Source organism: Collinsella sp. AF36-3AT, assembly GCF_003475205.1.
Taxonomy (GTDB): domain Bacteria; phylum Actinomycetota; class Coriobacteriia; order Coriobacteriales; family Coriobacteriaceae; genus Collinsella; species Collinsella aerofaciens_AF.
In genome coordinates this window covers 264,436-289,502 of the sequence record NZ_QROZ01000002.1, presented here as the reverse complement: position 1 = coordinate 289,502, position 25,067 = coordinate 264,436, and the positions used below count along the sequence as shown (strand labels likewise).

Annotated in this window: 17 protein-coding genes; 1 reads left to right on the top strand and 16 read right to left on the bottom strand. The window is 59.8% G+C overall.

From position 1 onward, the window contains the following. Positions 1–64 precede the first annotated feature (64 nt). From DW003_RS03605 to DW003_RS03595, 3 genes are all read right to left on the bottom strand, one after another. The gene (locus DW003_RS03605; protein WP_055250999.1) at positions 65–310 is read right to left on the bottom strand and encodes a DUF6110 family protein; all 246 of its coding nucleotides are present in this window, start codon (positions 308–310) and stop codon (positions 65–67) included. A 195-nt stretch (positions 311–505) separates the two neighbouring features. After that, entirely contained in the window at positions 506–2,263 is a 1,758-nt protein-coding gene (locus DW003_RS03600) for an ABC transporter ATP-binding protein (protein WP_118387585.1), read from the bottom strand. Beyond that, complete coding sequence (locus DW003_RS03595; RefSeq protein ID WP_187361887.1) at positions 2,264–4,087, bottom strand: ABC transporter ATP-binding protein; 1,824 nt, start codon at positions 4,085–4,087, stop codon at positions 2,264–2,266. A 120-nt stretch (positions 4,088–4,207) separates the two neighbouring features. On the opposite strand from DW003_RS03595, the gene DW003_RS03590 reads away from it, so the two are divergent. Next, on the top strand, positions 4,208–5,206 hold the full coding sequence (locus DW003_RS03590) for an AraC family transcriptional regulator (protein WP_118387583.1): 999 nt from the start codon (positions 4,208–4,210) through the stop codon (positions 5,204–5,206). Between the two features lie 224 nt (positions 5,207–5,430). On the opposite strand, the gene gatB is transcribed toward DW003_RS03590, so the two are convergent. The 13 genes from gatB to DW003_RS03520 form a co-directional block, all read right to left on the bottom strand. Then, the gene (gatB, locus tag DW003_RS03585) at positions 5,431–7,107 is read right to left on the bottom strand and encodes an Asp-tRNA(Asn)/Glu-tRNA(Gln) amidotransferase subunit GatB (protein ID WP_118387581.1); all 1,677 of its coding nucleotides are present in this window, start codon (positions 7,105–7,107) and stop codon (positions 5,431–5,433) included. Beyond that, positions 7,107–8,621, bottom strand: a complete 1,515-nt coding sequence (gene gatA / locus DW003_RS03580) for an Asp-tRNA(Asn)/Glu-tRNA(Gln) amidotransferase subunit GatA (RefSeq protein WP_118387579.1) — start codon at positions 8,619–8,621, stop codon at positions 7,107–7,109. The genes gatB and gatA overlap by 1 nt, the downstream gene beginning before the upstream one ends. Then, complete coding sequence (gatC, locus tag DW003_RS03575) at positions 8,621–8,932, bottom strand: Asp-tRNA(Asn)/Glu-tRNA(Gln) amidotransferase subunit GatC (protein WP_055250987.1); 312 nt, start codon at positions 8,930–8,932, stop codon at positions 8,621–8,623. The genes gatA and gatC overlap by 1 nt, the downstream gene beginning before the upstream one ends. A 304-nt stretch (positions 8,933–9,236) precedes the next feature. Further along, positions 9,237–10,154 (bottom strand): class C sortase, encoded by a 918-nt coding sequence (locus DW003_RS03570; RefSeq protein WP_158573181.1) that lies wholly within the window; start codon positions 10,152–10,154, stop codon positions 9,237–9,239. 1,040 nt (positions 10,155–11,194) lie between these two features. Continuing rightward, positions 11,195–12,904, bottom strand: coding sequence for an isopeptide-forming domain-containing fimbrial protein (locus DW003_RS03560; protein ID WP_158573180.1), 1,710 nt, complete (start codon positions 12,902–12,904; stop codon positions 11,195–11,197). 114 nt (positions 12,905–13,018) lie between these two features. Then, positions 13,019–14,689, bottom strand: coding sequence for a SpaA isopeptide-forming pilin-related protein (locus tag DW003_RS03555; RefSeq protein WP_118387571.1), 1,671 nt, complete (start codon positions 14,687–14,689; stop codon positions 13,019–13,021). Beyond that, a complete protein-coding gene (locus DW003_RS03550) occupies positions 14,682–17,765 on the bottom strand; it encodes a Spy0128 family protein (protein WP_118387570.1) in 3,084 nt (1,027 codons plus the stop codon). Before DW003_RS03550 ends, DW003_RS03555 begins: the two co-directional genes overlap by 8 nt. A 166-nt stretch (positions 17,766–17,931) precedes the next feature. Beyond that, positions 17,932–18,126: a hypothetical protein gene (locus DW003_RS03545; RefSeq protein WP_118387568.1), complete on the bottom strand. Its 195-nt coding sequence runs from the start codon at positions 18,124–18,126 to the stop codon at positions 17,932–17,934. 414 nt (positions 18,127–18,540) lie between these two features. Then, on the bottom strand, positions 18,541–19,452 hold the full coding sequence (locus DW003_RS03540; RefSeq protein WP_233545479.1) for an HAD family hydrolase: 912 nt from the start codon (positions 19,450–19,452) through the stop codon (positions 18,541–18,543). 206 nt (positions 19,453–19,658) lie between these two features. Then, positions 19,659–20,939 (bottom strand): MFS transporter, encoded by a 1,281-nt coding sequence (locus tag DW003_RS03535; protein WP_158573179.1) that lies wholly within the window; start codon positions 20,937–20,939, stop codon positions 19,659–19,661. 288 nt (positions 20,940–21,227) lie between these two features. Continuing rightward, the gene (gene mobB / locus DW003_RS10110; protein WP_118387565.1) at positions 21,228–22,529 is read right to left on the bottom strand and encodes a molybdopterin-guanine dinucleotide biosynthesis protein B; all 1,302 of its coding nucleotides are present in this window, start codon (positions 22,527–22,529) and stop codon (positions 21,228–21,230) included. A gap of 4 nt (positions 22,530–22,533) precedes the next feature. Then, the gene (moaA, locus tag DW003_RS03525) at positions 22,534–23,589 is read right to left on the bottom strand and encodes a GTP 3',8-cyclase MoaA (protein WP_233545478.1); all 1,056 of its coding nucleotides are present in this window, start codon (positions 23,587–23,589) and stop codon (positions 22,534–22,536) included. A gap of 235 nt (positions 23,590–23,824) precedes the next feature. Further along, positions 23,825–24,862, bottom strand: coding sequence for a hypothetical protein (locus DW003_RS03520; protein ID WP_118387563.1), 1,038 nt, complete (start codon positions 24,860–24,862; stop codon positions 23,825–23,827). Positions 24,863–25,067 lie beyond the last annotated feature (205 nt).

Here is a 25,067-nt window from a genome sequence, read left to right as displayed (position 1 = left end):
GAAGACGGGTCCTGCCGGGGATCTCGCTAATAATCGAGAATCTCATAGTTTGTGCCTGGGAGCGTTACTCGGCTGCCTCGTCAGCAGCGGCCTCGCTCTGGGTGATGTAAGCAGCCTCGGCAACCATGTCGTCAACATTAGCCTTGGCCTGCTCGACCATGTCCTGGTAGCCGTTCTTGATGCGCATGCCGCACGCAATGCCCTGAACGCAGGCATTCTTGACCGGAGCGCTGGTAAGCAGCTTGATGCCGGCCGTGCCAAGCAGAAAACCGCCACCGACAAGCAGGGTATTGAACGTCGACTTCTTCATGTTGCTTCTCCCTTTTGCCGCATTGGACGCGGCATGGTGCTTCAGCACCCGAGTAAACAAGTTTGCTCGAGCACGCTTTTGAAATATCTCAATTTTATCTAACTATCTAGGTCAGCCATGGCTAACCTTTTGAAAATTAACGATGCGGAGTAACCGATTGTCAATGTGAGAAAGGGACTGTCCCTTTGCCCCTTCTTACAACTGCCAGGTAGCTGCTTCCTTTTGCAGCGCCACCATGCGGGCGAATTCTCCACCTGCCGCCTTGAGCTGCGCCGGAGTGCCCTGCTCGGCAACCACACCATCCTTGAGTACAACGATTTTGTCGGCATTTTCCACCGTACGCATACGGTGGGCAATAACGATAACCGTCTTGCCTGCGAGCAGGCGGGAGAGCGCCTGCTGCACCACGGTCTCGTTCTCCACATCTAAACTCGCCGTCGCCTCGTCCAGCAACACGATCGGCGCGTCTTTGAGCAGCGCGCGGGCGATAGAGATGCGCTGGCGCTCACCGCTGGACAGCTTGGAGCCGTTCTCGCCGATCATGGTGTCATAGCCCTGCGGCATGCGGCTCACAAACTCGTCGCAGTTGGCGGCACGCGCGGCAGCAAGCACTTCCTCATCGGTGGCATCGCGACGACCAAGACGGATGTTTCCCATCACCGTGTCGTCAAAGAGCAGCACGTCTTGGAACACAATGGCGTAGTCGCGCAGCAACACCTCGGGATCCACGCTCGCAACATCCACGCCGCCCACGGTGACCGTGCCTTCGGTGGCGTCCCAAAAGCGCGCGGCCAGGCGGCTCACCGTGGACTTACCGGAACCCGAAGGACCGACCAGTGCCGTGACCTCCCCTTCTTTGGCGGCAAAGCTCACATCGGTAAGAACTTTCTCGCCGGAGCGGCCGTCCTCGCCCGCACCATAACCAAATGCCACGTGATCGAACACCACGTCATGACCTACGGGCTCAAACTGCTCGCTGCCCCGCGCCACGGGCTCTTCCATGATGGAGCGCATGCGCTTGGCCGACGACTCGGCGGCAAACAGCTCGGACATCAGCATCAGTGCCTGATCGAAGGGCGCATAGATGCGGCTCACCATGAGCAGGAAGGCAAACATCACCAAAAAGTCGACCCGGCCGGAGGCGACCATCGCAGCGCCCGTGACCAACGTGGTGGCAATCCCCAGGCGCAGGATGGCAAAGGCGGAGTTGACCAAAAGCCCGTTGGCGAGCTCGCCTTTGGTGGTCTCGCGCTCCTCGGCATCGATCACGGCGTTGAGCCCCTCAAGATAATGGGCCTCCTGGTTGGTGGCGCGGATCTCGCGCACGCAGTCGAGCGTCTCCTGGATCGCCTCGGTGACCTTGACCTTCTCGGCGCGCACATGGTCGAACACCGGGGTCATGGGCCCGCGTGTCAGATACAGCACGACAAAGGCCACGGGCACGCTCCAAAACGCCGCAATCGCCAGCTGCCAGCAAAAGAACAGTGACGCCACGAACACGATGGCACTTGCGATGATGGCACCCCAAAGCTCTCCCAGCACGTGGCTGTAGGCGTGCTCCATGGCCTGGACGTCGCCCATGATGGTCTCGGTTAAATCGGCCAGATCACGACGGCCAAAAAACGACAGCGGCAGCTTGCGCAAGCGCTCGGCGATCTCCATACGCTGCTTGCCGCACTCCTCGTAAAAGATGCAGTAGGTGTAGTAATACTGCTGCCAGTTAGAGGCAAAGAGCAACACGAAAAAGACCAGGAGGCCGCCCACAATCGGCAGGGCATCCGGCAGGTCGGCACCGGTGGCGAGATGTTCGACAAAACCGGCCATGACCAGGAACAATAAGCCCATGCCGGCCATGGTAATGAGATTGGTGAGCGCGGTCCAGAAAATGCCGCGTTTTACGCCGGCGACGCCTTTATCGGATAGGAAATACTTCTTTTGGAATGAGGCGAACATTTAGGCCTCGCCTCCCTTCGTGACGGCGGCATCCGCGGCAGCAGTGATCTTCCAGCTCGCGGTCTGTTCGTATTCGGCCCACATCTTGGCGTATAGACCGTTTTGGGACAGCAGCTTGGCATGGGTGCCAGTCTCCTGCACGCTACCTTGGTTGAGCACCACGATCTTGTCGGCCCCCACCACGGTCGAAAGCCGGTGCGCGATCATAATGACTGTGCGACCCGCCGCCAGCTTGCTAAAGGCACGCTGGATGAGCGCCTCGTTCTCGGGGTCGGCAAACGCCGTGGCCTCATCGAGCACCACGATAGGCGCGTCTTTAAGGATCGCGCGGGCGAGTGCTACGCGCTGCACCTCGCCGCCCGAAAGATATGCCCCTCCAGCACCGAGCATGGTGTTAATACCCTGCGGGAGCTTGGCCACAATGTCGTCGCACTGAGCTGCGGAGAGGGCCGCACGCACTTCGTCGTCAGTGGCCGTGGGCTTGGAGGCACGCACGTTATCGGCAAGTGTTTGCCGGAACAGCTGGTTGGTCTGGAACACGAAGGCAACCTGGTCCATAAGCTCGTGCGGGTCCATGTCGCGAACGTCCACACCGCCTACGAGCACTCGACCCGAAGAAACATCCCAAAAACGCGGGATCAGGCTGGCGCAGGTTGACTTACCGCCGCCCGAGGGACCCACCAGGGCGAGGGTGCTACCCGCGGAAACGTTAAAGCTCACATGGCTAACGGCAGGTGCTTCGGCACCTTCGTAGGTAAAGCTCACGTCCTCAAAGCGCACATCGCTACCGGCGGAGTGCTTGGGCTGGGCAGGCACGGAGAGCTGTTTGGAACCCATGACGCTTCGAATACGAGCCAGCGAATCGGCACTCATCTGAGAGGCCTCGCCCACAAACATGAGCTTGGTCATGGCCGTCGGCACCACGGCCGAAAAGATCGCGTAAAACGTAAAATTGACCATAAAGTGCGCGAAGGCCGTCTCGCCCGGCGCCAGCAGCAGCGCCACAGGCAAAAGAAATGCCACAAGGCCGTTGAGCGCGGTAAGGTTGAGCACCTGCGGACCCCGGCAAAACGTACCCGCATAGTTTTGCGCCATATCGGCGTATTCGGCGATTGCATCGTGGAAAGCCTTAAAGGAGTAGACCGTCTGCTGGAATACCTTGACCACGGGGATGCCGCGTACGTATTCGGTGCCGGTCTTGTTCATCTTGACCAGCGCGCCCATGTAAGCCTTCATAAACTCGGCGCCCTTGCCGCTCATCATGGTGGCCATGGCACAAAACGAAACGACGACCGAGATTAAGCATGCCGCACCCAAACGCCAATCGAGGGCAAATAGCAGCACAAGCAGGCCCACGACCATGGCGGTGGCACCGGCGATATCGGGCAGCATGTGCGCGAGCAGCGTCTCGGTGGAGGCGGCGCAGCCGTCGACGATACGGCGCAGCTCACCGGTGGCGTGCGTGTCAAAGTAGCCGAGCGGCAGCTTAAGCAGATGCTCGCTCGTAGCCTTGCGGATATTGGACGCGCAGCGAAACGCGGACAGGTGCGTGCACATGAGTCCCACGAAATAAACCACAATGCTCGCCAGGGCAAAGCCCACAGCCCACCAACCATACATCGCGATGTCGGTGGCCTCGCTCCAGTTGGGCGCCACGGCGATAAGATCTCGCGCAACAAACCAGATGCAGACGTACGGGCCAAAGCCCAGCAGCTGCGAGAACGCCGAGAGGGCCATGCCCAAATACGTTAGGAATTTACGGTCACCGGCATATGCAAGCAGCTCGCCGATGCCGCCACCTTCCTTTTTTGATCCCTTTGCCATGAGATTCCTTTCTAACGGCTTGAGAGTTAACCGTAAGAAACTTATCATTGGCGTGTTAGCCGAGGCACACAATTGAGCCAGGCATGGACGTTTCCGCAAAGGAAGGGGACGCTTTTGAAAATGCGGCGGGCAGCAACCGATATAACCGAGCTCTACGCACCGCAGTTTGAGCAGTTTGGCCTGCAACTTTCCGGCAAGGGCGCCGTCTTTACCGGTGAGGTGGCAAACGATCGGGCGCACGGACGCGCATGGATCATGCCCCTCTCCCCCACTTGCATCGTCATGGAGCATTTCATTACCCCGATGCACAACATGCACCTAGCCGAATACACGCCCGAACCGTACGCGTGCGTGAGCGAGGTCAGCGCGCCCACGCTCATGTGCATGCCCGAAGCCGGCATAACGCCTGCGAACCTCAAGCCGCTGCGTGGGCCGTGGCCGAGCAGCGCAGTCTGCAGCTTTATCCAAGACAGCTGCGGCGAGGAGCTAAGCCCGCTGTTTGCAGGGCAGCTCTACCACTCGCGCTCGGTCCTCTTTTTGCCCGGTTATTTTGACGAGTTGGAGCATCGCTATCCCGCCGAGTTCGCGGGGGTCTTTGAGGCGTTTGCCGAGTCGTGGCACGAGGAGGCAGCATCTGCCATCTGCCACACACTACGTCGAATCAACGAGGACCGCGCTCGCGCCGTAGGCGGACACGTCTATATGCAAGGCATCGTGGAGACCATGGTCGCGGAGCTCGCCTGTTCGCGCGCGGCCCACAAGCAGGCGCAGCAGGCGGCAGACACACGCGCCAGCGTGACCATTGCCGAGGAAGCGACGGCGATGATTGAGTGCGCGCTCGACAAAGGCAGGCGTGTGGGTGTCAACGAAGTGGCCGAGAGGCTCTACACAAGCCGCTCCAAGCTATGCGCCACCTTTAAGGCCCAAACTGGCGAGTCCCTGGGCGCCTACATCCGCAGACGCCGTATGAAGCGAGCACAGGACCTTTTGGCCGACAGCTCGCTGACGATAGCGCAGGTGGCAGAGCGTCTAGGCTACCCTCAGCAGGCCGCCTTCGCCCAAGCCTTCAAGCAACACACCGGCACCACCCCCACCGCTTGGCGCTCCCAACATATATAAAGAATGAGGGCGCCATCGGCGCCCTCATTCACCAAATTCAATCCAGCCCACCTGACCCGAACGGCCGAGTCGTCTGGCCGGGGAAGCCCCGAGTCGCCGGGGTATTTCCTCCAAATGAGTTCCGCATGCAAAGAAGGCCACTAAATGTGGCCTTCGTCTTGCATAGGACTGTTTGAAATTTGGAGGAAATACCCCGGCGACTCGGGGCTTCCCCGGCCTCGCAGCTACGAGAGCGACGTTCTCAGCAACTCGTTGAAGAGCTTCGGGTTGCCCTTGCCGCGGCTCGCCTTCATGCACTGGCCCACCAAAAAGCCGATGACCTTCTGGTTGCCGTCACGATACTGCTGTGCCTGATCGGCACAGTTTGCCAGCACCTCGTCCACGATCGGCTGCAGCGCGCCGGCATCGCTCACCTGACGCATACCGCGCTCGTCGACGATCTTATTGGGGTCGTCGCCGGTCTGGGCCATGGCCTCAAAGACCTCGTGCGCCTGGTTGGAGCTGATGGCGTCGGTCGCCAGCAGCTTAGCCAGCGCTGCCACCTGAGCCGGCGCGATGCCGGACTCGGCGAGCGACACACCCGCTCCCTTAAGGTAGGCGATCATCTCGTTGACCAGCAGGTTTGCGACCGTCTGGGCCTCCTTGCCAGCCATACCGGCAGCGGCGGCCTCAAAGAACTCGGCAAACTCCGGGTCGCCGGCAATCTGCTCGGCGTCGGCCGTCTTAATGCCAAAGTCGGCCTCAAAACGAGCGCGCTTGGCATCGGGCAGCTCGGGGATCTCGCCACGGCAACGATCGATAAACTCGTCGTCCAGGTCGAACGGCGCCAAGTCGGGATCGGGGAACAGACGATAGTCGTCGGCCGTTTCCTTCACACGCATGACCACGGTGCGCTTGCGGCTGGGCTCCCAGTGGCGGGTCTCCTGATAGATGATGCCGCCCTCCTCGAGCACCTCGGCCTGACGGCAAATCTCGTAGGCAAGGCCGTCGTGCAGGCTCTTAAACGAGTTGAGGTTCTTGAGCTCGGTCTTGGTGCCCAGCTTGGTCTCGCCGCGGCGGCGCAGCGACACGTTGCCGTCGCAGCGCATGGAACCCTTCTCCATGGAGCAGTCCGAAATGCCCAGCGTCACAAAGATGCGACGGAGCTTCTCCATAAACAGGCGCGCTTCCTCGGGCGTGCGCAGATCGGGCTCGGTGACGAGCTCAATCAGCGGCGTGCCGCAGCGGTTGTAGTCGACGAGCGACTCGGCCGCGGCGGTAATGCGGCCCTCGGCGCCGCCCACGTGCACCATCTTGGCGGCGTCCTCCTCCATGTGGATGCGCAGGATGCGAATGGGCACCGTGTAGGAACCGTCCTCGCGGCGCTCGGGCATCTGCAGGTTGGACGCGTCATAGCTGGCCAGGTGACCGGATCGCTGGTTGCCCTCGCGCATGGTCGACGTCATGGACGTGGACAAGCCCTCGGCGTTGGCCGAAGCGCTCGCCAGACTCTGGGCCTCGGCCTCGCCAAACGCGCAATCGGGGCGCTCGGCGGCACCGCGACCGGTCACATCCAGATCGAGGTGACCGTACATGGCAAAGGCGACCGGACCCTGCGTAGTCTGGAAGTTCTTGGCCATATCGGGATAGAAGTAGTGCTTGCGGTAGAACATCGAGTGGCGCTGGATCTCGCAGTTGGTGGCGAGACCGGCCTTGACGATGCTCTCGATGGCGCGCTTGTTGGGCACCGGCAGCGCACCGGGCAGGCCCAGGCACACCGGGCACACGTTGGCGTTGGGCTCGTCATCGTGGCTAAGCTTGCAGTTGCAGAACATCTTGGTATCGAGTGCGGTGAGCTCGGTATGGATCTCCAGGCCGATCACGGCCTCCCAATCCTGCAGGACCTCGGAAAGCTCCTTCATTACAGCTCGCCTCCCTTCCCGGCAAAATCGGGCGCGACGGAAAGCGCGGGCGCACCCGTGGCGGCATCGGCAAAGCCGCGCTCCAAGGCGCGGGCAAACGTGAGCAGCTGACGGTCCTTAAAGGCCGGACCCACCAGCTGGGCAGAAACGGGCAGATGAGTATCCTCGCCCAGGCCCAGCGGCACCGAGATACCGCCGTTGCCGCAAATGTTGAGCGAAATGGTGTACAGGTCGGAGAGGTACATCTGCGTGGGGTCGCTGATCTCGCCAAACTTAAAGGCCGTGCGCGGCGAGGCGGGCATGAGGATGGTGTCCACCTTGGCATACGCGGCGTCGTAGTCCTGCGTGATGAGCGTGCGGGCCTTTTGCGCGGCGTAGTAGTACTTGTCGTACACGCCCGAGCTCAGCAGGTAGGCGCCGAGCATCTGACGGCGCTTGGCCTCGGCGCCAAAGCCGTGGGCGCGCGACAGCGAGCTCTGGTCGGACAGGTTGGCGCAGCCCTCCTCCTGGTAGCCGTAGCGAATGCCATCGAAGCGGGCCAGGTTGGAGAACGCCTCGGCCGGGCCGATGACGTAGTAGGCGGCGATGGCGGCATCCAGGTGCGGCAGGTCGACCTCGACCAGCTCGGCGCCCTGGTTCTGCAGCTCCTGGGCGGCGCGCTGAACGGCGGCCTTGACCTCGGGCGTCAGGCCCTCGGCCTCCATAAATGCGGGGATGATGCCCACGCGCTTGCCCTCGATGCTGTCGTTGAGATGCTCGGTAAAGTCGACGGCGCAATCCTGGCTGGTGCAGTCGTACGGATCGTGGCCCGCGCCGGTAAGCGCGTTCATGGCCAGCGCGACGTCCTCGACCGTGCGGCCAAAGGGGCCCACCTGGTCGAGCGACGAGCCAAAGGCAACCACGCCGTAACGACTCACGGCACCATACGTGGGCTTAAAGCCCACCACGCCGCACAGCGACGCCGGCTGGCGAATGGAGCCGCCGGTATCCGAGCCCAGCGAGAGCGCGACCTCGCCCGCGGCGACGGCGGCAGCGGAGCCGCCCGAGGAGCCGCCGGGCACGCGCTCGGTATCCCAAGGGTTGTTGGTGCGGTGGAACGCCGAGCTCTCGGTGGAGCTGCCAAAGGCAAACTCGTCCATGTTGGCCTTGCCCATGGGCAGGCAGCCGGCATCGAGCATGCGCTGGACGCAGGTAGCGGTGTAGACGCTCTGGTAGTCCCCGAGCATGCGAGAAGCGCAGGTAGTGCGCGTACCCACGAGATTCATGTTGTCCTTGATGGCCAGCGGCACGCCCACAAGCGGGGGCAGCGGCTTGCCTGCGGCACGGTCGGCGTCCACGCGCGCGGCGGCCTCGAGCGCAAGCTCGGGCGACACCTGCAGGAATGCCTGGACCCCGCCCTCGCGCGCCTCAATGGCAGCAAGGGAGGCCTGGGCCACCTCGGTAGCGGTAAATTCGCCGGCGGCAACGCCTGCGGCGATCTGGGCGGCGGTAAGGGAATCGAAGCTCTGAGCCATTACTCGCTCTCCCCCTCTCCCAAAATGGACGGCACGCGGAAGTAGCGGTCGCGCGCGCTGCCGGCGTTTTCCAGCGCAACGTCGAGCGGCAGGTCGCGCTCGGGCTCGCGTAGGTCGTCGCCCATCACGTTGGACAGGCTTCCGATAGGATGGAATGTGGGCTCCACGTCGGGTAAGTCATATTGCAGGACGGGCTCGAGCATCTGGACGGCGTCGTTCATGTAGGACGTCATCTGGGTGAGCTCGTCATCGGTCAGTGCGATCTTTGCGTACTCGGCGATGCCGCGCACGTCTTTCTCGCTGAGTGCCATAGGCGCTCCCTTCCGCATAACAGATAAACCGCTCTAGTATACAAGGCAACGCCGCTTGGAGCAGGTGCTTTACCCAAATGCAGCGAAAACGTAACGAGGGCGGCGGATTGGCGGGCGACGGGCTGGCAGCTCTGCGGCAAAACCGCACCGTCCATAGCGAAAACCGCGCCGTCCGCAACGAAGACCATCACAACATTCGACGCTTTTCGCCAAAATCGCGATTTTCATCGAATGTTGTGATGGTTTGGAAGTCCCGACCACCACAAAGATGCCTGTCCCCATTGTGGTGGTTCTGGAGAATGTCTTATGCCGAGGCCTTGGCCTTGCGGCGCTTGCGGACCGCGTGGATCACGATGTCCAGCAGCAACAGCACAATGGCTACGACCACGATAAGCACGGCAAACTCACGCTTGCCCCAGTGGCGGCCGGCCAGCGACTTTTGCTTGTCGACGTCCTTCTTGTTGTACTTGGTGCGCACGCAATGCACCAGCAGGCGATGGTCGTTCACACCGTAGGGCGTACAGGTGACGAGCGTCACCTTGTCGGCGCCGGGCTCGATGGTCAGTGACTCCATCTCCTCGGGCAGCACCACCTCGGAGTCCACCATCTTGTAGGCGAGCGTCTTGTTCATGGTATGCAGCAGCACCAGGTCGCCGGGCTCCAGCGAATGGATGTCGTCGAACATGCTCAGGTTGCGCATGCCCGAGTGCGCGGTGAGCACGCAGTGCGTCGAGGTGCCGCCCACCGGCAGGCTCGTGCCTTCCAGGTGGCCGACGCCCGCCATAAGGACTTCTTCGCTCGTGCCGTGGTAGATGGGCATGCTCACATCGATGGAGGGGATCTCGACCCAGCTCATCATGGGGTCGCGGTCAAAGATGAGCTGCTGAGCGTAGGGCTCGATCTGGTCGGCGGGAAGCTCGGTGGCCTCGCCGGCAAGCTGCTCGTTAAAGGAGCGCGCCTGGAGCAGGATGCGCTCGCGCTCCTCGGCAGACAGCGCGTCCACGGTGCTGGACACGGTGCTGATCTGGTTGAACACGCCCGAGGCCTCGAGCCGGTCCAAGATCCACGGCCAGGTCATTAGGCCCACGCCAATAAGGATGATAACGATGGTGATGAGGCGGTCGGCCCAGCGCGGCAGCCGCTTGCGACGGCGCTTGGGCTTTGGTTGAGGTTTGGGCTGGGGGCTTGAGCCGCCGTTGGCCGCGGCGTTATTGTTCTTCATATGTTTGGCGCCCTGCACCATCGCCGTTCACTCCTCTACAGCTCAAGTTGTCTAAACAAATAATAGCCGATTAGCAGGCTCCCCCGCCCGACAACACAGCTAGACCGCACCGTCCAGTCGAGGATAAGCCAGCATTTGAGTTTTCAAAATGTCCCGAATCGGCGGGGAGATTCGGGATACAATAGCTACAGGAAACGACGCACCCCGCGTAAGTGATCGAAAGCGCGGGCGACCAGTTTCCGGTGTTGTTAAATGCCCGGGCCTCTAACCCCGGGCATTCTTATTTGCGCTTGTTGCGGCGCAAATGCCTTCTACCGTCCGCACCGCGCGTGCGCCTACGGACCTTAAACCGAACTTCATACGAGTCAAGAAACGCGATGACGAACGAGCCCACCGCCGCGAGGGCGGCGAGCGCGTTAAGGAATTTCAGCATTTGGGGACCTCCGATCGAGTCGTCGGCCGCCCGCGCACGGGATGCGTCGCAAGGGTATTTTACTGCGAGTGCATGCACCCGCAGCTGCTAAACGCAATAATTGCAAACATTTGTTCGATAGTTACACACACGGTTCCTCGTCCAGCGGAGCCTGGCCGCATTGTCCGGGTTTGCCCGACGTGTTTGCGTTTTCAAATGTCCCGAATCGGCGGGGCGATTCGGGATACAATCGTTACAGGAAACGACACGCCCCGCGTAAGTGTTCGAAAGCGCGAGTGAGCAGTTTCCGGTGTTGTTAAATGTCCGGACTCCGAACCACGGGCATTTTAATTTGCACGCGCGGCGCAAATGCCTTCTACCGTCCGCACCGCGCGTGCGCCTACGGACCTTAATCCGAACCTCATACGAGTCAAGAAACGCGATGACGAACGTACCCGCATCGGACGGTGGAGGCTGGCTGCGTTGTCCCAAAAAAACGGGGCAGACTCCAGTGCGGAGTCTGCCCCGAAAAGAGAATGGCAAAGCAAGAACGTGGATGGACGAGAAAAGTGTCCGCAAGTCTCAAGGCCATCACATCCCACCTGCCAAAGGGATGGGTGAGCGAGCGTTACCCCTGCTCGGACTCCTCAGCCTGCTTACGGCTGCGGATGAGGTGCGCCACGCCGATGCACAGCACCGCGCCACCAGCAATCCAAGTGAAGGTCACGCCATTGAGACCGGTCAGCGGGAGGCCGGAGCCCTTCTTGTTCTGGATGGTGACAGGAATGGTCGCGTCATTTGTAGCACTGGAAGTAACCATTTCGGTATTGCTGGACGTTACATCGAGACTCTGCAGGCTACCGTCTGCGTTGTACTTCGGCTTCACCGTAATGGTAAACGGAGCAAGGGTGTTGTAACCAGCAGGAGTATTGCATTCGGTAATCTCATACGTTCCCTCAACAAGACCAGGGATATAAATCTTGCCAGTTTCCTTGTCGGTCTTGAATTTTCCGGCATCTTTCTCATTTTCGGTAATGCCGCCAGTTTGGGTCAGCCACCTATTAGTCTTAAGCGAAGTATCTCCCTCTTTGGTCATTTTGACTTGGAAGGTAGCTTCAAGTTTTTGATTCTGGTTGTCCTTTTCGACCTTGGTCACATCCAGGCGGAAGACATGGTCAGTAACTCGCTCCGGCGTGGAGGTGCCAGTACCTTCAACCATGGGGTTATTCGAATAGACGAGTTTGACATCATTGGTGTTGCCGGTGGCAGTGTATTCAGCCTTATCGGTCAGTTTTGCTTTATAGGTCACAACGACCTTAGAGTCGCCCCTAAGCGTCACGCCTGCAGCTGCTGCAGCATCCTTAAGATTGGAGAAGGAAATCGTCAGGTCTTGACCGCCAGTAAGGTTCCCAGAAGCGTTCTTAGTGTCCACAAGGTCTACCGTGTAGCCATTTGCAGGCTGGATAACTTGACCGTTAATTTTCACCTCAACGGAGCTCTTGATAGCCTCCAGTCCAACAGAAAGATGATCCTGGAACGTATATTCGTACTTGGTGAAGGTGTCGATGTTACTAGCAACGTGGCCAGTCAGTTTATATTCGACCTCCTCGCCAATATACGAGTCGCTTACCTTTCCCCAGTTACCGCCCTCGAGGACCTCCTTCTCAACGGTAGGAATGCTGGTCTTCTCGGTAACGGTCACGCTGCTACCGCCGACAACGGCGAAGATGGGCGAGGTGCCCGTGTTCTTCTTTGCCGCTTCGGAAGTGCTCAGTGAAGATTCATCGGTCAGGAACAGGTAGTAACCCGTCTTGGGGGAATTATTCTCATCGTTAGGCACAGTGAAACTATTGCCTGCCAAGAACGAACTGCCCGTAGCGGTAACGCCACTTTTCACAATACCGGCAATCTTGTTGAGAAGGTGATCCTTATTAACAGCAGTCTCAGCATTAGTACCGGTAACGTTCTTAGTCAACCAATCGGCCACGTCCTGGGCGGTAGCCTTATTGGGCAGCTTAGGATTAGAAGTCTCATACTTCGAATCCGCTTCAATAGCCGCGATAATGGCATTCTGAACACTCGGCTCCACGTCGTCTGCCCACTTGACGTTGGAGACGATCTTATCAGCCGTCCCCTCCTCAGTAGGATCTACGACATCGGCCTTAAAGATCTGATATGCCTTGAACGTAGTGGATGCGTTACCCTCCGACTGCGTAATGGTGATGCTGTTGTCGCCATCATCAGCAAACGCCATGGTCACCGGGGCCATAACGCCGCCGAAGCTCAGGGCTGCTGTGAGGCCGGCGGTTACTGCCAGGCGTGCGATGTTCTTGCTCATGCTCATCTTCTTTTCCTCCGTTTTCCGGTTGGTTCTCATTCGATCGGTCATCATCTGTCTGCGTCTTAGCATCTACTTCGCTACGTCTCGCCCCGCTCTCTGTGGGGCTGCCAGCTATTCTTTATGGCTGCCACCTCCCCGCTTGACCAGGAGCGCGACCACGATGAGCGCGGCTCCGGCGACCGCTGCGGCGGCCGCGGCGTACATTGCCATATCGCCAGTCGAGGGCATAAAGCCTCCGGTGGTAATGCTAGGGGGTGTGCCGGTGGGCGTGTTGATGAGCGACGCCTCCAGGCTGCCCGTCGACCCGTCCGCGCTGTCGGCACGCAGGGGCGACTCGGCCGTGATGGTGAGTTTGGGCTTGGCGGCGGCCACCTGGTCGACGTCCAGGCCCTCGGCCTTGACCGTCACGGAGCGCGTACCCTCAAAGGCGGTGTAGCCCTTGGGCGCCTTGAGCTCGCGGACCTCCAGCTTGCCCGAGTCCACGCCCGAGACGGTCACGCGGCCGTCCTCGCCCGTGGTGACGGTGGCCTTGCCCTCCGCATCCCACGTGCCGTCGGCCGACAGCGTGCGGCCGCGGTCGTCGGCGATGCTCAGGACCGCCCCGGCAAGCGGCTTGTCGCCGTCGCTGCCGCGCTTGGTGAGCGCGAGATCCCAGGTGTAGGCGCACGCGTCGTCGCTCGGCGTGCGGGTGAAGCCGGCATCGCCGGACTGGTCGGCAAAGGGAGAGCGCGGGTAGCGCAGGTAGACCTCGTTGGGGTTGCCCTTCGCGATGCCGTGGTTGCACGCGCTGTTGAGCGGCGCATTGTACACGGCGACCACGCGGGCGCCCGCGGTGAAGGCGTCGGCCCCGCCGAGCGCGGCGATCAGGTCGCCGGTGCGCACGGTGAAGGTCTTGCCGTCGGTCGCTACCTTGGTGGCGCACTGGGCCGTGATGTCGGTCCAGCCCTTCGCGGACTCGGTGCCGGCGCGGCCGTCCTTGCCGGCCGAGACGGCGTCGAAGCCGCCGTCCGTGCCCGCCGCCACGTACACGCGCATGCTCGCGGCAACCTTGGAGGGTTCGAGTCCCGCGCTCATGGTGTCGACGAACCGCACCGTATAGGTGTCGTAGGCCGTGAGCCCCGCCGGGACCGTGGCAGAGAGGCGCCAGTACAGGTCGTCGGCGACCGTGGCGTCGGCGGCCTTGCCCCAGGCGGCGGCGCTGTCCTCCAGCACGTGCTTGGCGACCTTGGGGGTCGCCGCCTTGGGCTTGACGGTGACGGCGCTGCCGCCGACCAGGGCCATGATCGGCGCGGTGCCGGCCTCGTTCTGGGAGATGGCGTCGTCTTTGGCGACGATGAGCCAGTAGCCACAGGGCAGATCGGCCGCCGTGCCCGCGTTAAGGGGCACAGACACGGCGCCAGAGCTCTGGAGGGAACGAGCGAGCTGTGCGCTCAGCGCGCTCGTGAGGTGGGAATCGGTGTTGAGCCACTCGGCAGCTTCCTGCGCGGTGGTCTGGGAATTGGGCATACCGGCGCTGTGCAGCACAGGCAACACGGCATCGCGCGCGGCGTCGCTTGCCCAGGCGAGGTCGGTGGCGATCTTGGCGTCGCTGTCGCCGTCGACGACGTTGGCGCTAAAGATCTGGTAGGCGTCGTAGCTGCTCGCCACGGTGCCGCTCACCGTGATGGAACCGGTCGAGGTCGGCGCGGCCTGCGCGGATGCGGGGAACACAACCGCGCAGGTGCCGATCAGGAGGGCAAGCAGCGCAAACAAGATCGGGAAGGAGCAAACTTTCTTATTCACGACGCTCGCCTCCCTTCGCATTCGCCTTGCGACGAATGTGCATCCAGGCCGCAGCAGCGCAAAGCACCGCCGCGCCGGCAAGGTACGTCAGAGTGACGCCCGACATACCAGAAAGGGGCAAAGAGGTGGAGTAGGTGTTGGTGAAGGTGGGAGTGGACTCGGTGAGGTCGTGGGGCTTGTCGGTGGTCACTGGATTGCCATCACGATCCTGAATCTGCTTGTAGGTCGCATTGACGTTGATATGGTGGTCAGAGTCGTCAGTCGCGTTGACCGTAATCTTATAAATCGACTTGTCGTACGTATAGTTCGTAAACGGCGTGGCTGGCTGCTGCTCGCGAACGTAATAAGTAAAGGTCTTGCTTGCACCGCGGCCAGTGGAGTCAGTCGGAAGTTTGTTGAGTTGATCGAGTTTGTACTCGATCTTGTCGAAGCTCAGGGTCTGGGACTTGCCGCCGTCGGCAGTGGTGATAATCTCGCCCTTGGGGTTGGTCACAACCGTCTTGGCATTTTTGAAGTCCGCGTTATCCGCAAACTCGAGCGTAAACTCCTTCATCTCGCCGCCCTTTACGACCTTGGTCACCTTAGGAGTCCAGGTGCCGGTAGAGGTGTACGGAGTGTACTTGTTGGTGAAGGTCTTTTCCCCGTCGGGACCGTTAATCGAATAATAGCCTTGGTCGTCCTTTTCCAGCGAGTTAGTTGAATCTCTCGGACTCACGCTTGTGATCGTGTAGTTGTGAACGTAAAGAGGAACGTCCGAGTTTGGATTTTCCCTGCTCGGCACCTTCATGAGTAGCGTTTGGTTGTCCTGAACCGTCACCACAATCTTGTACACGGCTGGGTCGTACGTGATGTCGAGATCATTGCCAGCATTTTCGACCAAGTAGTATGTAATCTTGTTAGCCTCAACAGTCTTATCAATGAACTGTTCGCCAAGGTCAAAGGTGATGTTACCGTCCGCATCATTCTTGGCGGTTCCGACCAAGGTGCAGCCGCCACTGTTGAATGTCTTGTCATTCCAAGAGGGCTCCGTCGCGCCATCCGAATCCTTACGGTAGACCGAGAAGGAGAACTGGTCTTTGGCGAGCGCTATGCTTTCCTCGGTCTGCTTATTTTTCATTTTCAGCGCCTTGGTTGCCTTCAGCTTAAGGCTCGGATAGACATACGTATCCGCAGGCACGCCCAAGTACAGGTCGCCGTTCGACATGATGCCGCCGCCATGGTTCCAGGAATAATTGCCCGTGATGAAGGTTGTCGCGGCTGTCTGCGCAGCAGTTGCCGCGGCGTCTCCAGCTTGAACACCCGAGCTCAGACCGATGCTGTTATATACCTGCACGCCACCGTTAGCAGGGATAGTAATGGCTTGCGTAAGCTCTTTACTTCCCGAGTATTCGGCGTCACCGCCGCCGAGCATTTTGCCAATCACCGCCGCGATTGGCTCGCGGTGACCCTCCGCTGCAAGGAAGAAATCGGCGTGACCGTTTTCGCGAAAGTCAGGACTATTGTAGGCGTCAGTATCCTGGTTCTTTTTGTGGACAAGGTCTTTGTAGCCACCAGCGGATAGGTGAGGGGTGCCTTCGTTGCCGCTATTATTCTCAGATTTATAATCATCTTTTGCGTCATGCTGATCTTTGGCAGACGTATTTCCAAAGATCGCTGTGCCGTAGGTGTTCGTCACCAAGGTCTTGCCCGTCGGGCAAACCGCAACGCCGCCACCGTAGCCACCGGCCTCATTGCTGCTTATATAGGAGTTATAGACAAATAGCCTGCCCGCATTAGATGCGGTATCCGAATCGCCCTGGACAAAGATACCGCCTCCGCCCCAGTCAAAGCGAGACATGCAGGAGTTATTAGTGATATAGACTGGAGTAGATTTTGACGCACCTTCTATCATCGCGTCAACCATCTGGCCCACGCGAATGCCAGCACCCTCGGAACGGTTGCTCACATTTGCGGCAATAGTTCCCCCCGTAATGTTGAGCCATGCCATTGTCTCGCGAGAACTCGCCCCGTGTCGATCGACATCGGTAATGTAAACGCCACCGCCAGCTTCCTCAGAATAGTTGCCCGTAATCTGGCCGCCCGAAATGGTGACATGAGTACCGTTTTTAGCGGCAAGTCCAGCACCGCCATGATCGCCATAACCATCTTGGCCACAGAACTTGGCATATTTATTGTTAGTGATGTAGCCGCCGGAAACAGTAGCGCTGCCGCCCGAAGCCATGATGCCGCCGCCGAAACCAGCACCAGAAGGAAGCGTGCTGTTGCCGGAGATTACGCCACCAGCTATGGTGACCGTGGAACCTTCAGCATACACACCGCCGCCATTAGGAGCACTGTTGCCGGCAATTACACCACCGGTCAAATTAAGGGTCGAAGCGTCGCCTTTCGCGTTGGATACCTTAATGCCCGCGCCCGCGCCCGAGCTAGAAGCGCCACAAACGTAGCCGCCGCTCATGTTGACGGTAGAGCCGTTCTCGGCAAAGACCAAGCTGCTAACGCTGCTGCCTTGTTTTTGCGTGATCACGCCGCTCACAAGGTTAAACGTGCCACCCTTGCCGTTGTTGTTATACAGATTGATGAGCTTTAGATTTGCGTTGCCGTCGCACGCCACGATGGCGCCCTTAATATCGACGTTATGTCTGACAAGTGTCTCGGTTGTACCTGTTCCGTTCGGGGACGATTCGGTCACGTAGTAGGTAAAATTAGATGGAATGTTATCGTTATCGTAAATCAGTTCGGCATTCTTGCCATAATTGGCGGCATTCAGGCTCTGCCCCTGATCAGCTAGCTGCTGGCCCTCGCTGACCGTCTCACCCACCTGTGCAGAATCCCTAATTGTAAGTGTCGCACCACCGGCAACATTGAATAACGGCTTGTCGGCGCTGGAGTGCTTAATCTTATGACCACTTAGGTCAAGGGTGATATTGCTGCCGCCTTTGTTAAGTGTGATTTCACCAGGAAAGTCAATATCAGCCGCAAGCGTAAAGCTGGCGGTTTGATTTTCCTCAACGCCTAGAAGCTTTGTCTGCAAATCATCGGCATTTTTGATGTCCGTGGCTACCTCTTCGCTCGCCACAGCCTCCTCGGCTGACGAACCAGCGGCATCGTCAATCGCTTCATTTTCTTCTGCCTGCGACTCGTCCTTGGGCTGCTCCTCCTGCTGGATTTCGTCGTCGCCCGCAGCATCGTCATTATCCTGGTTCTCGGCATCCTCGTTAGTAGTGTTGTCTACATCAGTAGACTCAGTTGAGGAACCCCCCCCCCATCACAGTTTCCTCGGTAGAAACCGTCTGGGCATCGTTGGCAATAGCCTGCGAGATCGGGGGCATGACGAGCGACAGTACCAGGCTCAAAACGGAGGCTCCGCACAAAACGCCTGCCAGTACACGGCGCGTCGCTTTATTACTCTGCTTAGATTTGTCCGAATTCGCTTTCATCGATGTCTCCTCCCCAAGAGACCGCGATCTTGCTCTTTCACCATCAAACGTATCTGCGCAATCTGTAATTGCGCTCGTTTAGTAATGCAATTATAACGATTGTTTAAACATCTGAGCAACAAAACCGACATTTTTGTAGCGAGTTCTCAATTCTCTTGACATTTGCTCAGATTTACCTTCGTTTATTCGCTATCTATTTTTTGTTTCTGCTGGTAATTTAGTTGCGTATTATTTTTTAATGGCATTAGATTTATTTGCACAACATTTTGCTCAAGAGCAAACATCCTGTGAACGGTCAAAAATCGACCGTGAGCGGTAGGTCATCAACCGGGATGAATATCCTACCAAACTGATGAGAATATCTTTAACCCATCGGTGGTTAGAAGCGTGATGTTTAAACGACGTTATTTGAATTTACGCGAAGATTTTAGGCATCAATTCGCCCAAATCGCCTGAGGCCACCGCAAAGGCGCCTGTCCCCTTTGCGGTGGTTCTCCCCCGGCGCCACAGCAGATGCTCCTCGATAAAGATCGCGATGCCGTCCTCGTCGTTGCTGGCGGTTACAAAATCGGCGGCGGCACGGGTGGCGTCGCTGCCGTTTGCCATGGCCACGCCCACGCCGGCGTCAGCCACCATGCAGGTGTCGTTGTCCGCATCGCCAAACACGCAGATGTTCTGGAGCTCCATGTCGTTGAGCTCCGCCACACGCACAAGGCCGCGCGTCTTGGACACGCGCGGATCCATGAACTCGTAGAGCCGCTGCGTGGTTTGCAGAGCCGCCGCCTTAACGGTGTCGTCGGCAAACGTCGATGCTCGCTCGATGACCTGCGGCATCACCTCGGGCGCCATGGTGAACATCACCTTGGGCTGCGGATCGCGCAAAAACTCGGCAAAATCGACCACCTGGTAGGGCACGCCGTCGACGCGCGACAGGTGCTCGACGCACGCGTTGCTCTCGGGCACGTAGAACACGCCGTCTCGGGGACAGACGGGCGTTGCCGGAAGGTCCGCCATGTGCTTGCAGATGCGCGCGATGGTCTCGCCCGGCAGCGGATAGCTCAGCTCGTTGATGTTGTGCGCGCGGTCGATGACCTCGGCACCACCGCAGCCCACGAGCACGTCCACCAGGCCTTCGATGCCCCAGAGCTCGTACATGGCCTCGGTCGCGTGGGCGTCGCGCCCGGTGCACAGGCCAAAGAGCACGCCGCGCTCGCGCAGGGCGCGGATCGCCGCCACGGTGCGCGGGGACACCGTGTGCTGGCTCGTGAGCAGCGTACCGTCGATATCGCAGAACACGGCTTTGATGTGGCTGAAGGTGGTGTCCATGGGGGCCTTTCTGGGTTGCGCGGCGGCGCTGGATGAATTCGTAAGCGGCGTACATGGTATACCAAGGTGCAGCCGCGGCCCGTCAAAGCAAAACCACCACAAAGGTGTCTGGCCCCTTTGTGGTGGCCTGGCCCGGGGCGCAAACCATCACAACATTCGACGTTTTTCGGCAAAATCGAGGTTTTCATCGAATGTTGTGATGGTTTTTACTGCTTTGCGGCACGATCCAAATGCCGGCGTCCAAACAACAGCAGCGCCGCGGGAACTGCCGTCACGACCATGCCCGCCCCTACGAGTGTCTGCTGCACGCCAAATGTCGCCGCCAGCCACGGGGCAATCGCCAGCGGCGCCACGCCGGCGAACATGTTGCCAAAGCCCATGACCGAGTTCACGCGACCGAGTTGCTCGAGCGGGGCCGTCGTTTGCACGATCGTGTTGTGGAGCGGGTTGACGATGCCCCAGGCCACGCCAAGGACAATCTGGCCGACAAGGGCCACGCCCACGTACGGCGTCCCCACATAGAGCAGGCTTCCCAGGCCCACGGACATAAGCGCCACGAGCAGTGTTTTAAGGTTGACTAGGTGCGGCGGCATCCGAAGCGCAACCACGGCGCCCAGCACCGCGCCCACACCGCAGGCCGACGAAAGCCAGCCCATCCACTCAACGCCGACGTGCAGGACATCGCGATAGAAAAACGACTCGAGCGGATCGAAGGCCCCGTAGCCAAAGTTCGAAAGAAAAATGATACAAAACAGCAGGGCAAGAACGCTGTTGGTAAAGACCGTCTTGATGCTGGTCGCGAAGGTGACGCGGGAGGATATGCTGGGGTTGGAGCTTTGTCCCGCACGCTCCCCTTCCTCTGCCGAATCGGCATCCACATGTCCGGCGACATGGCTGGCCTGCGGCCTAAAGCCCCAACTGACGACGAACGCCAACACGGTAAAGAGCATCATGAGCACGAACACCGCACGCGACGACGCAGCCGCCGCGACAAAGCCGCCCAGCGTGGGTCCGACGATAATGCTCACGTTTGAGAACATGGCGATGGCGGAATTGATGTCTTTGAGTTCGGCGGGGTCGTCGGTGAGGTAAGCCGGATAGGACGTGGCGATGGGTTGGGCAAATCCCATCGTAAAGCCTAGGAGCACCGCGCCGAGCAGGACAATGCCGGTCGCATCACCAAAGGCAATGATTGCCGTGCCGGTTACAAGCGTGCCGACGATGCTCAGCAAGAAATGACGACGCGGGCCCCAGGCGTCGAGCGCCGCGCCTCCCGCAAAGGACCCCAGGATCACGAAAACATTCATGAACAGGACGGCCAGCGATGTCGCGACGACCGAGGCATCGTCCGCATAGGTAAGCGTTCCGATGACGCCGATAAAGTAGCTGGTCTGAAACCCGGTGTAGATGAGAAAGCGCATCGCTACCAGGCGCTTGGCCTGCATGGACAGCGAAGGTTGAGGTTTTGAGAGAAGAGATGCGAGCATGGAGACTCCTTGTTTCATACGAATACGGGCGGTGGGTATTCGCCACCGTCTGTCAAATCAATCTATCCGCATGAAACATTAAGGACGCATCAGGACCCTTCTCTCCGTTTTTCGCTCAGTATGAACTACTTGGTAGATTGTAAGGCATGTCCCAACCATCTACCAAAGCAAAACCACCACAAAGGTGCCTGGCCCCCTTTGTGGTGGAAATGACGTTTGCCCAGATAAAACCTGCCAAAACAAACCTGTCCCTTTTTGGCAGGTTATGGCAGCGCAGCGAGCCGGCCCTTAAAGGTGATCTTGGATAAGATCGCAGATGGCTCGGGCGTCGTTGATGTTGATGGCTCGGGTCGCGAGGCCGGCGTCGAAGCCCTGACGTGCCAGGGCCTCGTTGCAGGCAAGGGCCAGCGTGTGGCCGTCGACCAGGTCGAGCGAGCTCTTGCCGCGCAGACGGTCGACACCCGAGCGCGCGACCACGATGTTGTCGAAGCCCTCGGTCTTGTAGCCCTCGATGATCACCACGTCGACATCGTTGTAGCGCGACAGCAGCTCGCGCGCGGGCATCTCGTCTTCCTCGCGCGTGTCGGCGTACTCCGCCCAGCGCGTAGCGCAGATGAGCCCCACGTGCTTGGATCCGGCCTGGTGATGGCGCCACGTATCCTTAGCGGGCACGTCGATATCAAAGCCGTGATGCCCGTGATGCTTGAGCGAGCCCACGCGCAGGCCGCGGCGGGTGAGCTCGGCAATGACCTTCTCGACGAGCGTGGTCTTGCCCGAGTTTTGGTAGCCGATAAACGCGATCGCGGGGACGGCTGGGGTGGGAGCTGCGGGCGTGACGGCGACGGGCGCGCTTGTGGGTGCGTTACCGTCGGCGGCCACGGACTCAACAGCAGCGGCCTGACGCTCTGCGCGATCCCACACGCCCGAGCGGCCGCCCTCCTTGTGCAGCAGGCGCACGTCGACGATCTCCATGCCGCGATCGACCGCCTTGCACATGTCGTAGATGGTCAGACACGCGGCACTCGCGCCGGTCAGAGCCTCCATCTCAATACCGGTCTTGCCCGTCACACCAGCTGTAACCAGTACGTGAAAGCCAACCTGCCCGTCCACGCGCGCCGGCGCCCAGCCCTCGGGCACGTCCTCGGCCGGCGTCCCCGCCGGAGCGATGGGCGCAATGTCGCACTTGCTCTTGGTAATGAGCAGCGGATGGCACATGGGGATGATGTCGCTCGTGCGCTTGATGGCCATGATGCCCGCCACGCGCGCACAAGCAAGCACATCGCCCTTTTTAGCGCGGTCCTGCAGCACCATGGCCTGCGTCTCGGGGTGCATGAGGATGGTGCCCTCGGCGATGGCAATGCGATGGGTCTCGGCCTTGTCGGACACGTCCACCATACGCACCTCGCCCTTGGCGTCCACGTGCGTCAGCTCGTCGCGACGGGCGTCACGGGCGGGCTCGGTGGCAGCACCGGCAGTCGGCTGCGCGGACGCGTCGGCGTTGCCAGCATTCGCCGCAGCCGTGACTTTGTGGGCAGACATCGCGGCCCTGCGAGCGGCCTTGGTGGCATCGGCGTACCTGCTCTTGGCCATATGATCATCCTCCGATTTGGGACATAAATCGTTGCGTGCCCTCAATTATCGCGTGTTCCTGCGGTTTGTGGGCGACGGCATCGCGCCAAATCGAAAGTACCTGCATATCATCACCACGGCGCAGGGCGTCGCGCACCGAATACTCGGCATCGCTGAACAGGCACGGGCGCACGTTGCCATCGGCCGTCAGGCGCAGACGGTTGCAGTTCGCGCAAAAATGGTTGGACATGGCGCTAATAAAGCCAACCGTTCCCGTCGCACCCGGAAAGTGCCAATAGCGCGCAGGGCCCGCGCCGGCAGGAGCGTCGTTGATGTCGAGCGGCTCGAGCTCGCCCAGTCCCGCCGCCGCGGCCCCGGCATTGATGCGCGCCCGCAGCTCGTCGCTCGGCACGGTGTCACTCGCGTCCCACAGCTCGGGATTGAGCGCGGGCGCATGCGGATCCACAGCGCAATGCGAGCTCGTATGTTCGTCGCCAATGGGCATGTATTCGATAAAGCGCAGGTGGATGGGGCGGTCGACGGTCAGCCGCGCAAGGGCCGCCACATCTTGGTTGAGCCGGCGCACCACAACGCAGTTGACCTTAACGGGCTCAAAGCCCCAAGCCAGCGCCGCGTCGATGCCTGCCACGGTCTGCTCGAGCCGACCCAGGCGCGTGATCTTTCCAAAGAGCGTAGGGTCGAGTGTGTCGAGCGAGATGTTGACGCGGTTAAGCCCGGCATCTTTGAGCTGTGGCGCCAGCTTGGGCAGCAGGGCGCCGTTGGTGGTGAGCGAGATGTCCTCGATCTGCGGGATCGCGCGGATGTCGCGAATGAGCGGAATGATACGGCGGCTGACCAGCGGCTCGCCGCCCGTCAGGCGCACGCGGCGAATGCCCTCTCCCGCCACCAAGCGCACAAAGCGGGCGATTTCCTCGGCACTGAGTAGCTCGTCGTGCGCGCGGGGCGCCACGCCATCGGCCGGCATGCAGTAAATGCAGCGAAAATTGCACTTGTCGGTAACGGCAATGCGCAGGTAGTTGATATCGCGGCCAAAGCCGTCATGTTGCACGTGCCCGTCCACGCAGCCCTCCCCTCACGCGGCGTTTTATTCTTCGGAAAACATAATACCCCACGGGAGAATCATGCCGACACCCGTACGACAGGACAGGTCGCTTCGAGCAAAACGGACTTTCCAAGCCCATCCTCAGCATACAAACCATCACAACATTCGATGCTTTTCCCGTTTTTGGCAAAAAACGTCGAATGTTGTGATGGTCTGCCTGCCCACGGCACCCCGCAGAAGGACCGGAACGTCCCTAAAGGCCGCCGTCCCAGTGTCGAATCACGAATTCTCGCAGGTCGTTCTGCCGCTTTTGGAACGCTTCGCTTCGGTCGCACTTAAGGCCCATCGCGAGTGCGATGGCGTTCATAGCCCGGTGCAATTGCAGCTGGTGGGCAAACTGAGTCCCGGTGAGGACGATCATCTTAAAGCCCAGCGCGCTCAGCACGGTCATACGCTCCGCATCAGATGCGCTGCGCTGTTTATCAAGATGGTCCGAGCCGTTGTATTCAATTCCCGTACCGCTCGCAGGCGCATATACGTCGATCTCGAAATACCCGGCCTTTGCGAGATACTTGAACTCGTTGGGAACATCGACCCGATGGTTGAGCTCAACCTTGACGTATCCTAGCCCGCCCTGAGAACGTTTTGCTACGACCATGATTGCGGTGGCCGTCTCCATGGGCGACCGTGCGCCATCGTGCACGCGCTTGAGCACGGCGGCCGCGCGTACAGCCCCCTGACGAGATCGGTTCTCATTACAATAAGCAATCAAGTCGGCAACGGTGTGCCTCTGCCCCATCTCGATATAATCGTCTGTCGACAGATGATTCAAATGGTATCGGGCGCAGATTTCGTAGCCATATTCCAACTGCTCGGGCTCACTCATCCACGAACCCGCCTGGACAAAGCACATGGCCTCATCAACCACCAGAAGGCCCTCTGCCACCTCGATAAGATGGCCTGGAGGTACCGGTGCTCCAAACACATGGCACCTAAATCCAGCCGGCGTCGAGCGCTCAAAATCGAAGTTGACGAGCGTGTCGATATGATCGAGCTCTTCTCGTGGAATACCAAGCGAAACCAGATAGTCGGTAACGATCCCAACTGCCGTTGAAGCCCTCAGCCCCTTGGCATCGAGCCCCAATTTGGGCAGGCTCGCGGTCGGCTCCGCCTCGCCAGCAAGCGAGTCCTCATCGTATAGGCTGCTTGCTCGCGAGAGCGGCTCGAACGGGCGCGCCACGTTGTGGTACAGCCAGGCAGTCTTATGGGACAGGACGATCGGCAGGTCCATGAGCCCTCCAATGGAGTCGGATAACCAACCTTATTCCCCTGCCCACGGGTCCGCACACCTTCGTGCGCAAGAAAGCGATTCCACCCGATCGAGTGGTAGAAAAACCATCACAACATTCGATGCTTTTCCCAATTTTGGCAAAAAACGTCGAATGTTGTGATGGTTTGAGGCGAGGTGAGGAGCATGGAGGGGTCAAAGCATCGTG

What these genes read in the sequence shown, in the direction of transcription:
- DW003_RS03605 (WP_055250999.1), bottom strand. Translation starts at nt 310, where the DNA reads ATGAAGAAGTCGACGTTCAATACCCTGCTTGTCGGTGGCGGTTTTCTG.
- DW003_RS03600 (WP_118387585.1), bottom strand. Translation starts at nt 2,263, where the DNA reads ATGTTCGCCTCATTCCAAAAGAAGTATTTCCTATCCGATAAAGGCGTC.
- DW003_RS03595 (WP_187361887.1), bottom strand. Translation starts at nt 4,087, where the DNA reads ATGGCAAAGGGATCAAAAAAGGAAGGTGGCGGCATCGGCGAGCTGCTT.
- DW003_RS03590 (WP_118387583.1), top strand. Translation starts at nt 4,208, where the DNA reads ATGCGGCGGGCAGCAACCGATATAACCGAGCTCTACGCACCGCAGTTT.
- gatB (WP_118387581.1), bottom strand. Translation starts at nt 7,107, where the DNA reads ATGAAGGAGCTTTCCGAGGTCCTGCAGGATTGGGAGGCCGTGATCGGC.
- gatA (WP_118387579.1), bottom strand. Translation starts at nt 8,621, where the DNA reads ATGGCTCAGAGCTTCGATTCCCTTACCGCCGCCCAGATCGCCGCAGGC.
- gatC (WP_055250987.1), bottom strand. Translation starts at nt 8,932, where the DNA reads ATGGCACTCAGCGAGAAAGACGTGCGCGGCATCGCCGAGTACGCAAAG.
- DW003_RS03570 (WP_158573181.1), bottom strand. Translation starts at nt 10,154, where the DNA reads ATGAAGAACAATAACGCCGCGGCCAACGGCGGCTCAAGCCCCCAGCCC.
- DW003_RS03560 (WP_158573180.1), bottom strand. Translation starts at nt 12,904, where the DNA reads ATGAGCAAGAACATCGCACGCCTGGCAGTAACCGCCGGCCTCACAGCA.
- DW003_RS03545 (WP_118387568.1), bottom strand. Translation starts at nt 18,126, where the DNA reads ATGAAAGCGAATTCGGACAAATCTAAGCAGAGTAATAAAGCGACGCGC.
- DW003_RS03540 (WP_233545479.1), bottom strand. Translation starts at nt 19,452, where the DNA reads ATGGACACCACCTTCAGCCACATCAAAGCCGTGTTCTGCGATATCGAC.
- DW003_RS03535 (WP_158573179.1), bottom strand. Translation starts at nt 20,939, where the DNA reads ATGCTCGCATCTCTTCTCTCAAAACCTCAACCTTCGCTGTCCATGCAG.
- mobB (WP_118387565.1), bottom strand. Translation starts at nt 22,529, where the DNA reads ATGGCCAAGAGCAGGTACGCCGATGCCACCAAGGCCGCTCGCAGGGCC.
- DW003_RS03520 (WP_118387563.1), bottom strand. Translation starts at nt 24,862, where the DNA reads ATGGACCTGCCGATCGTCCTGTCCCATAAGACTGCCTGGCTGTACCAC.